Origin of the sequence: Nocardioides sp. Root122, from assembly GCF_001425025.1 — a bacterium.
Lineage (GTDB): Bacteria > Actinomycetota > Actinomycetes > Propionibacteriales > Nocardioidaceae > Nocardioides.
Genome location: NZ_LMDE01000010.1, coordinates 253,710 through 266,652, shown reverse-complemented (window position 1 = coordinate 266,652; position 12,943 = coordinate 253,710). Strand labels below are relative to the sequence as shown.

The following is a 12,943-nucleotide window of genomic DNA, read 5'->3' as shown; positions in this document are numbered from 1 at the left end:
TCACCCCGTCCGGCCGAGCACCTCGGCCACCAGCCACCGCTCCCCCGGCCGGACGAGCACCACGCGTCGCGACGAGGCGCGGTCGGCAGGCAGCGCGACCGGCGTCGGCCCGCCGACCGCAGCGCCTCCGGAGACCCGGTCGGTCACGTCGAGCACGAGCCGTCGCGACGAGCGCCGCACCACCTCGAGCGCGAGCACCTGCGTCGTCAGGCCCTCCACCCGCAGCCCCCGGGAGACGTAGTGGCGCAGCAGCCGCACGTCGGCGTCGGCGGTGCGGGAGCCGGCGACGTACAGGCGGCGCAGCCTCCCGGGGTCGCCGGACGCCCAGGCGGCAGCGCGGCGCCCGTCCCACTGCGCGAGCACCGCTGCCGGCCCCGGGGCCGAGCCCGCCGCACCTGAGGTCGTACGCCGATCCGCGGACGCGCCTCGCGGCACCTCGGGTGCAGGGTCCGGGCGGGCCACCCCGACCACGAGGGTCGCCACCACGCACGCGGCAGCGACAGCGGCCAGGACGGGGAGCAGGCGTCGGGGATCCACCCCGCCACCCTCGCCGATCTCGCGGGACCGCGTCGTCGTCCATCCACAGGCTCGGGCCGTCAGGCGTGGGCGTAGGGTCGGTGGCATGCCGCTGGAGCACGAGCTGGAGTTCGAGGTCGCCGGTCTCGGCGACGCCGCCGTCGACTACCTCGCCGCCTGGGAGCTCCAGCGCCGCGTGCACGAGACGGTCGTCGACGGCACCCGCTCCGACACGGTCCTGCTGCTCGAGCACCCGCCAGTGTTCACCGCCGGCAAGCGCGCCGACCCGCACGAGCGCCCCCTCGACCCGGGCGGCGCCGACGTCATCGACGTCGACCGCGGCGGCAAGATCACCTTCCACGGCCCCGGCCAGCTGGTGGGCTACCCCATCGTGAGGCTGCCCGACCACGTGAAGGTCGTCGACTATGTACGCCGGGTGGAGGAGGCGCTGATCGCCGTGTGCGCCGACCTCGGCGTCACCACTGCGCGGGTCCCGGGTCGCAGCGGCGTGTGGCTGCGCGCCGACGAGCGCGGCCCCGAGCGCAAGATCGCCGCGATCGGCATCCGGGTCAGCCGGGGCGTGACGATGCACGGCTTCGCCCTCAACTGCGACGTCGACCTGGGGTGGTACGACCGGTTCGTCCCGTGCGGCATCGCCGACGCGGGCGTCACCTCGCTCAGCGAGGAGCTCGGCCGCGACGTCACCGTCGCCGACGTGATGCCGGACGTGCGCCGCCACCTGGCGACGTACCTCGCCTGGGATCCCTACGAGGCGACGCCCGACTACGAGGCACGACCCGAGCCCGGCCGCGCACCGCGCATCGAGCTGGTGCGCCCCGGCGCCTGACGCCGCCGGGACGTCAGTCCCTCTGGTCCTCGGCGAACCGCTCGTGCGAGTGGTGCTCCTCGGCGAGGCGGCGCAGCGTGGTGAGCACGCTCGCGAAGACCACCTGTCCCACGATCATCTCCTCGAGCAGCCCGACGCGGTCCTTGTGGTCGTCGAGGTTGGCGATCTCGTGCCGGGCGAGCCGGTCGGCCATCGCGACGTAGGGCGCGATCTCGGCGGGGTCGCGGGGGTGGGTGTCGAAGCTGCCCACCATCTCCAGCGTCGCTGCGAGGTTGTCGCGGTCGACGGAGTCCTCGCGGACCCGGTCCCAGCCCGCGTGCGCGATGATCGCGTCGGCCATCGCCCTCGTCTCCGCCCGTCCCGGCCCGGGAGCCGGTGGCGTGGGCGCGAGGGCGTCGGCCGCGACGGCGAACAGGTCGTGCACCGTCCCCCGGGTCTCCGCAGCGGCCACCAGGCGTTTCAGCCCCTCGACCGGTACGTCCCCCACGTCGCGCAGGACACGCAGCAGCCCGAGGCGGCGCACGTGCCGGTCGTCGTACTCCGTCAGGCGCGGGGTGCGCTTGTCACCCTCGGGCAGCAGCCCCTCCCGCAGGTAGTACTTGATCGTCGGCACCGGCACCCCGGTCCGCTCCGAGAGCTCGGAGATCCGCACGACTCAACCCCTTGACCGGCCTGTTGGATAGTGTCACTGTCGTCGAAGACAGTATAACTATCCAAGGAGTCGTCATGGCCGAACCTGTCTCCCGGCGTGTCCCCCGCGCCTATGCCTCCGCCCGCGGCCGCGCCCCGAAGGGCGTGCGCGACGGGCAGTACGTCGCCGACCCGCCGACAGGCGACGTCGTGGTCTTCATCATCGGGATGCGCATCAACCGCCTGCGCAGGGTCCGCAGCTGGTGGCCCTCGTTCGTCGGCATGCCCCGGATGCTCCGCGAGCTCGCGAAGGCGGACCGCGGCCTGCTCGGCGTCCACACCTTCTGGGCCGGACGGGTCTTCCTCACCGTCCAGTACTGGCGCAGCGCGGAGGAGCTCGGTGCCTACGCCCGAGACGCCTCGATGTCCCACGCCCCCGCGTGGGGCGCCTTCAACAAGCGCGCGGCCGCGACCGGCGACGTCGGGATCTTCCACGAGACCTACGTCGTCCCGAGCGCCCGGGTCGAGAGCCTCTACGGCAACATGCCCGCCTTCGGGCTGGCGAACGCGGTCGGTTCGGTGGAGCGCGGGCGGGGCCACCTGACGAGCGCCCACCAGCGGCTCGACACCACGCAGCCGGACTACGTCGAGACCCCCGCCTGAGCGGGACGGAGACCGGTCGGGGCTGATTGGGGGCCCTCGGCGCCGGGTCGTAGAGTGGCGGGGTGACGACCGCTCCCGCCCCTGAAGGACGCAAGCTCCTCCGACTCGAGGTCCGCAACGCCGAGACCCCGATCGAACGCAAGCCGGAGTGGATCAAGACCAAGGCGAAGATGGGCCCGGAGTACACCGCCCTGCAGAACCTGGTGAAGTCCGAGGGCCTCCACACCGTCTGCCAGTCAGCCGGGTGCCCCAACATCTTCGAGTGCTGGGAGGACCGGGAGGCCACCTTCCTCATCGGCGGCGACCAGTGCACCCGCCGCTGCGACTTCTGCCAGATCGACACCGGCAAGCCCCAGCCGCTCGACCGCGACGAGCCGCGCCGGGTGGCAGAGTCGGTGCAGCAGATGGAGCTGAAGTACGCCACCATCACCGGCGTCGCGCGCGACGACCTCCCTGACGGTGGCGCCTGGCTCTACGCCGAGACGGTCCGAGCGATCCACGAGCTCAACCCCGGCACCGGCGTGGAGAACCTGATCCCCGACTTCAACGGCAAGCCCGACCTCCTCCAGGAGGTCTTCGAGAGCCGCCCCGAGGTGCTCGCGCACAACGTCGAGACCGTCCCGCGGATCTTCAAGCGGATCCGTCCGGCGTTCCGCTACGACCGCTCGCTCGACGTGATCACCCAGGCGCGGGACTTCGGCCTGGTCACCAAGTCGAACCTGATCCTCGGCATGGGCGAGACCCGCGAGGAGGTCAGCCAGGCGCTGCGCGACCTGCACGAGGCCGGCTGCGAGCTGATCACCATCACCCAGTACCTCCGCCCCTCCCCGCGCCACCACCCCGTCGAGCGGTGGGTGAAGCCCGAGGAGTTCGTGGAGCTCAAGGCCGAGGCCGACGAGATCGGCTTCGCCGGAGCGCTCTCGGGTCCGCTGGTCCGCTCGTCCTACCGCGCTGGCCGGCTGTACGGTCAGGCCATGGACGCGCGCGCCGCTGCCGCCGTCTGACCCGCACCACCCTTCCTCCTCCACCACCGGATCCACTGGACAAGGCCACCTCATGTCGACCCCCGAATCCACGCCGACGTCGCGCCGCGCGCAGATCATGCAGACCTACCAGATGGCCAAGCGGTCCGACCCGCACCTGGGCCTGATCATCCTGGGCGTCTTCGTGCTCGGCGCCGCCGTCGGCTTCGGACTGATGTGGCTCCTGCCCGGCTCGGGCGTGCTGTCGCTGATCATCGCGATCGTCGGCGCACTGCTCATCGGCATGCTGTGCGCGCTGCTGGTCTTCGGCCGCCGCGCCCAGCGGGCCGCCTACCAGCAGATGGAGGGCCAGCCGGCCGCCGCCGCGGGCGCGCTGCAGATGCTGCGCCGCGGCTGGAAGGTCGACCCGGTCGTCGGGTTCACCAAGCAGCAGGACGTCGTGCACCGCGTCGTGGGTCCGCCCGGCATCGTCCTGGTCGGCGAGGGCTCGAGCCCCAGCCGCGTGAAGCAGCTGCTCGTCACCGAGCGCAAGAAGCACGAGCGCGTCGCCCACGGCGTGCCGATCCACGAGATCGTCGCCGGTCGGGGCGAGGGCGAGGTGCCGCTGCCCAAGCTGGTCCGCCACGTCCAGAAGCTCGGCCGCTCGGTCAAGCCGGCCGAGATGACCGACATCCTCCAGCGCCTCAAGGCGCTCGACGCCCAGCGCGGCAAGCTCCCGCTGCCCAAGGGCCCGGTCCCGACCTCGATGAAGGGCATGCGCTCCCAGCAGCGCGGCCGCTGACCTACACCGCCACCGTCCGCGTCCCCGCGGCGAGGTCGTGCAGGCCACGACCGTCGAAGGTGAGCAGCGGCGGGACGAGCAGCGCGACGAGCACGCTCCGCAGCACGGCCCGCAGCAGCGAGACCGGCCGCGACGGGTCGTCGTGGCGCACCACCCGGACGCCGGTCAGCAGCTTGCCGAACGAGCCGCCCTTGAGTGCGGTGAAGAACGCCGACTCGACCACGAAGAGCCCCATCGTGCCGAGTCCGTTGGGGTTGCCGGCAAAGACTCCGACGGCGACCAGGCCCTCGACCACGGCCAGGCAGGCCACCCAGTCGACGACCAACGCGAGGATGCGGCGTCCCCAGGTCGCGGGCGTCAGGTCGGCGGGCGCGTACGTCGGGTCGGTCTGTGGCACGCGCCCAGCGTAGGTGGCTCCTGCACGCCGGCCGTGGCCGACCGCTCGAGCCCGACTCTCGCAGCCCCCGTCGCCTCCCCCGCAGGCGACGAGGACCCCGGCCGTCGCGCCCCACAGCTCCGTCGGCCAGTACCCGAGTCGTGACCGACGGTAGAACGTCGTGGGGTTTCGCGCGAGTAACCCAAAGGGTGGATTTCGCACCCCTGGGGCGGGTCCGGACCCTCCACTCCCCGGACGACCTGTAACACGCCCGAAACAATCGGGATACGGTCAGGAAACTGCTCCCCTCTAGCGTGGGGGCACGGTGCAACGAGGCTCCGCTCCCGAACGCTGCAACTCGACGCGCGCTGGTCGCCGTCAAGGAGGAACCGAATGTTCAACAACTCCGATGAGCTCCTCAAGTTCGTCAAGGACGAGGGCGTCGAGATGATCGACGTCCGCTTCTGCGACCTGCCGGGCGTGATGCAGCACTTCACGGTGCCGGCGTCCTCGTTCGACCAGAGCGTCTTCGACGACGGCCTCGGCTTCGACGGTTCCTCCATCCGCGGCTTCCAGGCCATCAACGAGTCCGACATGTCGCTGTTCCCGGACCCGACCACGGCGTACCTCGACCCGTTCCGCCGCTCCAAGACCCTCAACGTCAACTTCTTCATCCACGACCCGATCACCGGCGAGGCCTACAGCCGCGACCCGCGCAACATCGCGCGCAAGGCGCTGGCGTACCTCGACTCGACCGGCATCGCGGACACCGCGTACTTCGCCCCCGAGGCCGAGTTCTACATCTTCGACAACGTCCGCTACAGCACGGGCGTCAACGAGGGCTACTACCACATCGACTCCGTCGAAGGCTGGTGGAACTCCGGCAAGGACGACGGCCAGAACAAGGGCTACAAGACCCGCCTCAAGGGCGGCTACTTCCCCGTCGAGCCCTACGACCACTACAGCGACCTGCGCGCCGACATGGTCAAGAACCTCGAGGCGTGCGGCCTGCTCGTCGAGCGCGCCCACCACGAGGTCGGCACCGCCGGCCAGGCCGAGATCAACTACCGCTTCGACACGCTGCTGCGCGCGGCCGACGACGTGATGAAGTTCAAGTACCTCATCAAGAACACCGCGTGGGAGCAGGGCAAGTCCGTCACCTTCATGCCGAAGCCGATCTTCGGCGACAACGGCTCGGGCATGCACGTGCACCAGTCGCTGTGGAAGGACGGCGAGCCGCTGTTCTTCGACGAGACCGGCTACGCCGGCCTGTCCGACATGGCCCGCTGGTACATCGGCGGCATCCTGGCGCACGCCCCGTCGCTGCTGGCCTTCACCAACCCGACGGTGAACTCCTACCACCGCCTGGTGCCCGGCTACGAGGCCCCGATCTCGCTGGTCTACTCCTCGCGCAACCGCTCCGCCTCGGTCCGCATCCCGATCACGGGCGCGAACCCCAAGGCCAAGCGTGTCGAGACCCGCTTCCCCGACCCCTCGGCGAACCCCTACCTCGCCTTCTCGGCCCTGATGCTCGCCGGTCTCGACGGCGTGCAGAACAAGATCGAGCCCGCCGCGCCGATCGACAAGGACATCTACGAGCTGCCGCCGGACGAGATGGCCGAGATCGACCAGGTGCCGACCAGCCTCGGCGCCGTGCTCGACGCGCTGGAGGAGGACCACGACTACCTCACGGCCGGCGGTGTCTTCACCGACGACCTGATCGAGACGTGGATCCACTTCAAGCGGACCCAGGAGATCGCCCCGGTCCAGCTGCGCCCGCACCCCCACGAGTTCGAGCTCTACTACGACATCTAGTTCCGCGTGGGTGACGCCCACCGGCTAGGCGCCTGAGAACGGCCCCTGACCTGCGAAGACACCTTCCAACGTCTTCCAGCGTCAGGGGTCGTTTCTCGTTCGTTTGCGGCCTCAGCGCGGCCCACGGCCGGCATGGGCTGCTCGCGAGCCAGCGTTCCGCGTTCGTCTGCTCGGGCAAGCAGCACCAGGTCGGCAACGAGCCGGTCGACGCGGTCCAGCTCGCCCAAGACCTCACGGTTCGCCTCGTCCCAGTCCTGGGTGCCCGGGTGCAGCGCCGCGATCTCGTGGACAGCTCGAATGGTGGCCAGCGGGCTGCGCAGCTCGTGGGAGGCGTCGGCCACGAACTGCCGCTGGCTGGCGCTGGCGGCGTCCAACCTGCTGAGCATGGCGTTCATGGTCTCGGCGAGGCGACTGATCTCGTCGTGCGATAGCCCACAGCGAGCAGCCCCCCGACGATCGCAGTCGACTCACTGACCAGTTCCAGACTCTGGGCGACCAGGATCGTTACTGGTCCGTCCGGGGTCGACGCACCTCGAGCGACTTCATGTCCCACACACTCTGCACGATCGCGGTCTTGGCCAGCACCTCACCCGGATGGCGCGTCGTCGGTGGCCTGGGCATCGGGGGGCTCGCCACGGCGAACGCCGACTCCGGCGAGACCAACTGAGTGATCGATCCCCCGTCGATCGCCATCGTCGAGCGACGGGGAGACGGTCGAGGATGCGGTCTCGTGCCTAAGCGGCCGTCGGCGAACCGGGGAGCTTCAACCGAAATGTTGCGCCAGGCTGCGTGACGACCAGGTCGAGGGTGCCGCCGTTCCGCTCGGCGAGCTCGCGGGCGATCGACAGACCCAGTCCGCTGCCGTGACGAGGCCGAGCGGTGTCGGCCCGATAGAAGCGGTCGAAGATCCGGTCCCGGTGCTCCGCCGCTACTCCAGCTCCGTCATCCGCGATGAGCAGCTCTGCCCACGGTCCGGAGCCGACATCGGCGACCTCTACGGACAGCTCTATCCGACTGCCAGCGTGGGCGAGAGCGTTCTCCAGCAGGTTGCGGGCGATGCGGCGGACATCACCCGGGTCCGCGTACGCCGGCGCGGCTGAGACGGCGGAGGTGTCCACCTCGACGGCCCCGCCCACCCGGGCGCGCGCTGCTTCCTCGAGGACCACGCTGTCCAGGTCCATCAACACGGCTGCGGGGCCTGTGCTGGCGTCCATGGAGGCGATGACCAGCAGGTCTCCTACCAGGCGCTCCATGTCGGCGGTTGCGCCCAGCACCTCGTCGCGCAGGCGAACGGTGTCGACAGTGTCCGGCGTCGTCAGGGCCACTTCGAGAGCGACCCGCTGCGCGGCCAGGGGGCTCTGCAGGTCATGAGACACATCGGCCACGAAGTCACGCTGCCGCCGCGCGGCCGTGTCGAGACGCTCGAGCATCGCGTTCATCGTCGCGGCAAGACGGCCGACCTCGTCGGGGACCCCGTCACCGGCCACGCGTGCGTCGAGGTTCTCCTCCGAGATGCGGTCGACCTCGGCCCGGATGCGGTCCAGGCGTCCGATCACCCGGCCCAGGACCAGCCAGATCGCCACCCCGAGCAGGGCCACGACGACGGGAACGCCGACACCCAGGGCCCAGCGGAGAGCTCGGGACGCCTCGGAGACCGTCTCGAGACTGTTGCCGGCATACACAGTGACCGTTCCGGCCGGGCTCGGGCCGGAGGCGTACCAGAACCGGTAGGTCTCGGTCTCCGTGTCGTCGGGCGCCGGGAACGTGCTGGTCTCGGCGCGTGCGCCGGGATGAAGCGCTGCTACCGCCGGCGCGCCCATGACATTGGGAGACGCGGCAACTACGGTCCCGTCCGCCAGGACGACCTGAGCCACACCGTTTTCGTCGACGTTGCGCAGCGTCGCCGGGAGGGCCCCGCGGCGAGCCAAGGTCAGCAGGTCGCCGACACGGGATCGGGACAGCTGGTCGGAGGTGGCGGTCATCCGGCTCTCCAGCGTCGAGACCAACAACACCGAGCCCAACGTGAGGAGCACGGCGAACACCACGGTGCCGAGCACCGTGGCGCGGGCTCGCAAGCTCAGTCTGCCCATCATCTCCCGCGTGCCGTTCCCGGCTGCGCCAGGTCGTCGACGACCCGGTAGCCGACCAAGCGGACCGTCTGAAGGGATGCTCGCTGGAACGGCTCGTCGATCCGCTGCCGCAGCTGGCGTACATAGACCTCGACGATGTTGGGATGTCCGTCGTAGGCGAAGTCCCAGACGTGCTCCAAGATGGTCGTCTTGGACAGGGTGTGGTCGGCGTGGCGCATCATGAACTCAAGCAGGGAGAACTGCTTGGGAGTCAGGTCGACCAGTGTGTCCCCTCGCCATACCCGGTGGAGCGCTGGATCGAGGCGCAGGTCTCCGACCTCCAGCACGGTGGGCCGCTCGCGGCTGTCGCGCCGCAGCAGCGCCCGTAGGCGTGCGGTGAGCACCATGAAGGAGAACGGCTTCGACAGGAAGTCGTCGGCCCCTGCGTCGAGCGCCCGCGCCTCCTGCTCCGGCCCACTGCGTGCAGTGAGCATCAGGATAGGAGTCCAGTCCCCTGACTCCCGACGCCGGGCACACAGGGCGTCACCTGTGAGGCCGGGCAGCATCACGTCCACCACCATCGCGTCGTAAGTGTTCTCGCTCGCGTACCACTCACCGTCGGTGCCGGTCAGAGCGACATCCACCGCGTGGCCCTCGGACTCGAGCCCACGCCGCAGCGCGGCCGCAAGCTGCTTGTCGTCCTCGACGACCAGTATGCGCACCCGGCCAGCATCTCAGCCGCCGCTGAAGCCCCGCTGAAGTCGGAGTCAGCCGGGCGCTTCAGGGTGGCTTCAGCACGAGTCGTGCAGGCTGGTCCCGACCTTGGAGGATCGAGAGAGGAGAGTCATGCGCAAGCGAACGATCGTTGCCGCGGCCGGAGTGGGTGCCGCCCTGGCGGTCACCGGTGGTGGTGTTGCTGTGGCGACCAACGGCGGGGACGACGGCCCGGTGAGCCACCAGTACACCCAGGAGCAGGCCGACGCCGCGACCTCGGCTGCGCTCGAGGCGACAGGTGGTGGTACGGCGAACAGCGTCGAGACCGACAACGAGAACGGCGCGACCTACGAGGTCGAGGTCACCAAGACCGACGGAACCACGGTCGACATCCGCCTCGACGAGAACTACCAGGTCGTCGTCATCGAGGGCGACAGCGAGTCCGGCAGCAACTGATCCACCCCGCCACAGCAGGGGTGCGGCCTCAGCCGCACCCTTGCGTCGTGGTGGTCCACACCCGCGGAGGTCCGTCCCATGAAGCTCTCGCCGCACCGCCTGCCGCAACTCTCGTCCCCGGTCGCGCCACCGCCGGCCAGGGGGCACCGGCGATCAAGACCCACTGCTGCGGTCTTCGCCGCGTGCCTCCTTGCGGTGTCCGCACCGCTCCCCGGGTGCGGAGGCTCGTCGTCGAACCCGGGCACGGACTCAGGATCGGGGACGGTGAAGGAGTACAGCCCAGCCGGCCGCCGTCGACCTGCGCGGACTCACTCGTGTCGAGCTCGCCCTAGCAGCCATCCTCGCGCTGGCGGCCGCGATCGGCCTGACCGCCGGAGCGCTCATCGGGTGGGCCATGAGCCTGATGCTGGTCAAGGTGCTCTCCGGGGTGTTCGACCCAGCCCCAGCAGCTCTCGCGATCCCCTGGACCTACCTGACATCCATGGCCATTGCGGCTCTCGCCGCCGTCGCGGCACCCAGCTTCGTTGGTTCACGACTCAGTGCCAGCGCCACTGTCGCGGATCTGCGCGAACGCGACTGAGGCCGGTCAGCGGGCCACGCGCGAGCACCGTTCACGCAGGGTTCAGCAACGGCCTTGGACCATGGGCCCATGCCTGTGATCGCGCGCCGTAGGCAGCAGAACGAGTGTGCTGTGCACCCTCGCGCACCGTGGCTGAGCAGCACGATGGGGGGCCGGGCTGGCGTTCAGGTTGGCCGGTTGCGCCAACTAGGACGGTCGGTGGGCCTGGCGACGGTGACCGCCCTGCTGGTTGCGGGCTGCGCAACGAACGCTGGCCCGCCCCAGCGGTCGGATGCGGCGAAGGACGCGCCATCCTCACGGGCGACCGGACAGGCGACGAAGGTCAGCAAGATCGTGGTGTTCATCGTGGAGAACCACTCACTGGACCAGATGCGTGACCAGATGCCGTTCACCTACGGTCTGGCATCGACCTATGGCCGGGCCACCGGCTACGCCGCGATGACCCACCCCTCGTTGCCCAACTACCTCGCGATCGTGAGCGGGTCGACTCAGGGCGTGACCGATGACCGCAACCCCGAAGTCCGCGCCCTGCACGGTCCTACCGTGCTCGGGCAGGCAGTGCGCGCGGGCCACACGGCAGCGGTGTACGCCGACGGCATGCCCGGGAAGTGTGCCTTGACCGACGGGGGGTCACGGTACGCCGTCAGGCACAATCCATGGACCTACTTCCTCGACGAGCGCAGCCTGTGCCGGCAGTACGACGTCCCTCTCGACGCCCTGTCGGCAGCGGCCAGCCGCGCCCGACTCCCGACGGTCTCGCTGGTGATCCCCAACCTGTGCAACGACGCCCACGACTGCTCCCTGGCCTCGGCAGACGCCTGGCTCTCCAACCAGGTCACGCGGCTGCTGAAGGGTCCTGACTGGAAGTCCGGCCACCTGACCATCGTGGTGACCGCCGACGAGGATGACCGCCACCACGGCAACCATGTCCTGACCATGGTGGCCAATCCCGCTCTCCACGGCGTGGTCGTGACCAAGCCGCTGAGCCACCTCTCGCTGTCCCGGTCGCTCTCGGAGGTCAGCGGCAGCGTCCCCTTGAACCGGGCGGACGGTGCCCCCTCCCTGCTCGGCGCTTTCGGGCTGAAGACGGCGTCCTGACGAGTCCTGGCGCCGGTTCCGAGTCCCGTGATTCAGGTGAGAGTCAGGACGTGACCGTCATGGTTGCCCGCATGAGTACCGACACCGCCACCCGCCGTCTGGCGAACAAGGTCCCCGAGGTCATCGTCTGGTTCTGGGTCATCAAGATCCTGTGCACCACCGTCGGGGAGAGCTTCGCCGACTACATCAACGAGACCCTCGGCTTCGGTCTGACCAACACCACACTGCTCTTCGGTGCCGCACTGGTCATCGCGCTGGTCCTCCAGTTCCGCAAGACGCGCTACGTGCCGTGGATCTACTGGCTCAGCGTGGTGCTGATCAGCGTGGTGGGCACCTTGCTCACCGACAACCTGACCGATGCGCGCGGTGTGCCGCTGTGGATCAGCTCGACCGTCTTCTCGGTCCTGCTCGCCGTGGTCTTCAGCGTCTGGTACGCCCGCGAGCGCACCCTGTCGATCCACTCCATCAACACAACCCAGCGTGAGGCCTGGTACTGGCTGGTGGTGCTCGTGACCTTTGCCTTGGGCACCGCCGTCGGCGACTGGACGCTAGAACTCACCGGCTGGGGTCCGGGGCCCTCGATCCTGCTCCCCGCGGGCCTCATCGCAGCCGTCTTCCTCGGCTGGCGAACGGGCCTGATGGGTCCGGTGCTGTCCTTCTGGCTGGCCTACATCCTCACCCGCCCGTTGGGTGCCAACATCGGCGACTTCCTCGCCGCGCCCCGCGCCGAGGGCGGACTCGGCCTCGGCACCTTGTGGACCTCGGTCCTGTTCCTGAGCGCCATCACTGCCACCGTGGCCTACCTCAGTGTCACCAACGTCGACCGTACGGAGGAAGAGCCTCGGCTCCTCGAGGCCCGACCCACCGCCTGACCACAAGGAGAAGACCCGTGAACGACACACACCCTCGCCGCGTACTGATCGTCACCGACACCGCTGAACCCACCCCCGAGCTGGTCGAGGCGATCGAACACCGGACGGCACAGACCCCTACGCAGTTCCGCGTCGTCGTCCCGAACCCCGCCCGCGCCGAGGTCCACCTCCTCCACCCCGAACGCCACGACAAGGCAGCCGCAGCCGAGCAGGTGCTGCGCGCCGCGCTCCCCGAGCTCGAACGAGCCGCCCGAGGCCACGTGGTCGGCTCCGTCTCCGTCCAGCACGACCCGATGGACACCGTAAAGCACGTCCTGCACGCCGAACCGATCGACGAGATCATGCTCGCGGTCCATGAGCACGCGCTCGCGGCCCGTCTGCACCAAGACCTCCCGCACCGTCTGGGCCACCTCGGCGTCCCGGTCACCGTGGTCGGCCGCGGGGTCAGCGGCGACGGAGCCCGCGCCGGAGCCAGCTGAGCGGACCCCGACACACGGGACGCCGATCGGCGCCCACGGCGAGTTCGTCCCAGCCGTCCCACTC

The 12,943-nt window shown here is 69.9% G+C and carries 16 protein-coding genes; 10 read left to right on the top strand and 6 right to left on the bottom strand.

Translation table 11 applies throughout. The features are described from left to right. Positions 1–537, bottom strand: a complete 537-nt coding sequence (locus ASC64_RS10430) for a hypothetical protein (RefSeq protein WP_156385123.1) — start codon at positions 535–537, stop codon at positions 1–3. Positions 538–622: 85 nt separating this feature from the next. Between ASC64_RS10430 and lipB the strand changes: the two genes are divergently transcribed. Then, positions 623–1,363, top strand: a complete 741-nt coding sequence (lipB, locus tag ASC64_RS10425) for a lipoyl(octanoyl) transferase LipB (RefSeq protein WP_056907476.1) — start codon at positions 623–625, stop codon at positions 1,361–1,363. A gap of 13 nt (positions 1,364–1,376) precedes the next feature. Here lipB and ASC64_RS10420 read toward each other — a convergent pair whose 3' ends face one another. Then, on the bottom strand, positions 1,377–2,015 hold the full coding sequence (locus tag ASC64_RS10420) for a MerR family transcriptional regulator (protein ID WP_056907475.1): 639 nt from the start codon (positions 2,013–2,015) through the stop codon (positions 1,377–1,379). 74 nt (positions 2,016–2,089) lie between these two features. Here ASC64_RS10420 and ASC64_RS10415 point away from each other — a divergent pair, with 74 nt between their 5' ends. The 3 genes from ASC64_RS10415 to ASC64_RS10405 all read left to right on the top strand — a co-directional run bounded on the left by ASC64_RS10415 (position 2,090) and on the right by ASC64_RS10405 (position 4,420). Beyond that, positions 2,090–2,656, top strand: a complete 567-nt coding sequence (locus tag ASC64_RS10415) for a DUF4188 domain-containing protein (RefSeq protein WP_082550369.1) — start codon at positions 2,090–2,092, stop codon at positions 2,654–2,656. A gap of 62 nt (positions 2,657–2,718) precedes the next feature. Continuing rightward, positions 2,719–3,660: a lipoyl synthase gene (gene lipA, locus ASC64_RS10410; RefSeq protein WP_056907474.1), complete on the top strand. Its 942-nt coding sequence runs from the start codon at positions 2,719–2,721 to the stop codon at positions 3,658–3,660. A 52-nt stretch (positions 3,661–3,712) separates the two neighbouring features. Next, positions 3,713–4,420 carry a DUF4191 domain-containing protein gene (locus ASC64_RS10405; RefSeq protein ID WP_056907473.1) on the top strand — a complete coding sequence of 236 codons (708 nt, stop codon included), beginning with the start codon at positions 3,713–3,715 and terminating at the stop codon, positions 4,418–4,420. A gap of 1 nt (position 4,421) precedes the next feature. Here ASC64_RS10405 and ASC64_RS10400 read toward each other — a convergent pair whose 3' ends face one another. Continuing rightward, complete coding sequence (locus ASC64_RS10400; RefSeq protein ID WP_056907472.1) at positions 4,422–4,817, bottom strand: RDD family protein; 396 nt, start codon at positions 4,815–4,817, stop codon at positions 4,422–4,424. A 372-nt stretch (positions 4,818–5,189) separates the two neighbouring features. On the opposite strand from ASC64_RS10400, the gene glnA reads away from it, so the two are divergent. Then, entirely contained in the window at positions 5,190–6,611 is a 1,422-nt protein-coding gene (gene glnA / locus ASC64_RS10395) for a type I glutamate--ammonia ligase (RefSeq protein ID WP_056907471.1), read from the top strand. Here the strand turns inward: glnA and ASC64_RS23155 are convergent. From ASC64_RS23155 to ASC64_RS10375, 3 genes are all read right to left on the bottom strand, one after another. Continuing rightward, positions 6,608–6,997, bottom strand: a complete 390-nt coding sequence (locus tag ASC64_RS23155) for a histidine kinase dimerization/phospho-acceptor domain-containing protein (RefSeq protein ID WP_442937964.1) — start codon at positions 6,995–6,997, stop codon at positions 6,608–6,610. The two genes, glnA and ASC64_RS23155, sit on opposite strands and share 4 nt — an antisense overlap. A 348-nt stretch (positions 6,998–7,345) precedes the next feature. Next, on the bottom strand, positions 7,346–8,668 hold the full coding sequence (locus ASC64_RS10380) for a sensor histidine kinase (RefSeq protein WP_235563658.1): 1,323 nt from the start codon (positions 8,666–8,668) through the stop codon (positions 7,346–7,348). A gap of 32 nt (positions 8,669–8,700) precedes the next feature. Beyond that, positions 8,701–9,402 carry a response regulator transcription factor gene (locus ASC64_RS10375; protein ID WP_056907467.1) on the bottom strand — a complete coding sequence of 234 codons (702 nt, stop codon included), beginning with the start codon at positions 9,400–9,402 and terminating at the stop codon, positions 8,701–8,703. Positions 9,403–9,526: 124 nt separating this feature from the next. On the opposite strand from ASC64_RS10375, the gene ASC64_RS10370 reads away from it, so the two are divergent. The 5 genes from ASC64_RS10370 (at position 9,527) to ASC64_RS10350 (ending at position 12,879) form a co-directional block, all read left to right on the top strand. Further along, the gene (locus tag ASC64_RS10370) at positions 9,527–9,850 is read left to right on the top strand and encodes a PepSY domain-containing protein (RefSeq protein ID WP_082550368.1); all 324 of its coding nucleotides are present in this window, start codon (positions 9,527–9,529) and stop codon (positions 9,848–9,850) included. Between the two features lie 394 nt (positions 9,851–10,244). Continuing rightward, on the top strand, positions 10,245–10,430 hold the full coding sequence (locus ASC64_RS22500; protein WP_056907465.1) for a hypothetical protein: 186 nt from the start codon (positions 10,245–10,247) through the stop codon (positions 10,428–10,430). A gap of 69 nt (positions 10,431–10,499) precedes the next feature. Beyond that, the gene (locus ASC64_RS10360) at positions 10,500–11,528 is read left to right on the top strand and encodes an alkaline phosphatase family protein (protein ID WP_235563657.1); all 1,029 of its coding nucleotides are present in this window, start codon (positions 10,500–10,502) and stop codon (positions 11,526–11,528) included. Between the two features lie 71 nt (positions 11,529–11,599). Then, positions 11,600–12,400, top strand: coding sequence for a COG4705 family protein (locus ASC64_RS10355; RefSeq protein WP_056907463.1), 801 nt, complete (start codon positions 11,600–11,602; stop codon positions 12,398–12,400). A 17-nt stretch (positions 12,401–12,417) separates the two neighbouring features. Beyond that, positions 12,418–12,879 (top strand): hypothetical protein, encoded by a 462-nt coding sequence (locus ASC64_RS10350; protein WP_056907462.1) that lies wholly within the window; start codon positions 12,418–12,420, stop codon positions 12,877–12,879. The last annotated feature ends 64 nt before the right edge of the window (positions 12,880–12,943 follow it).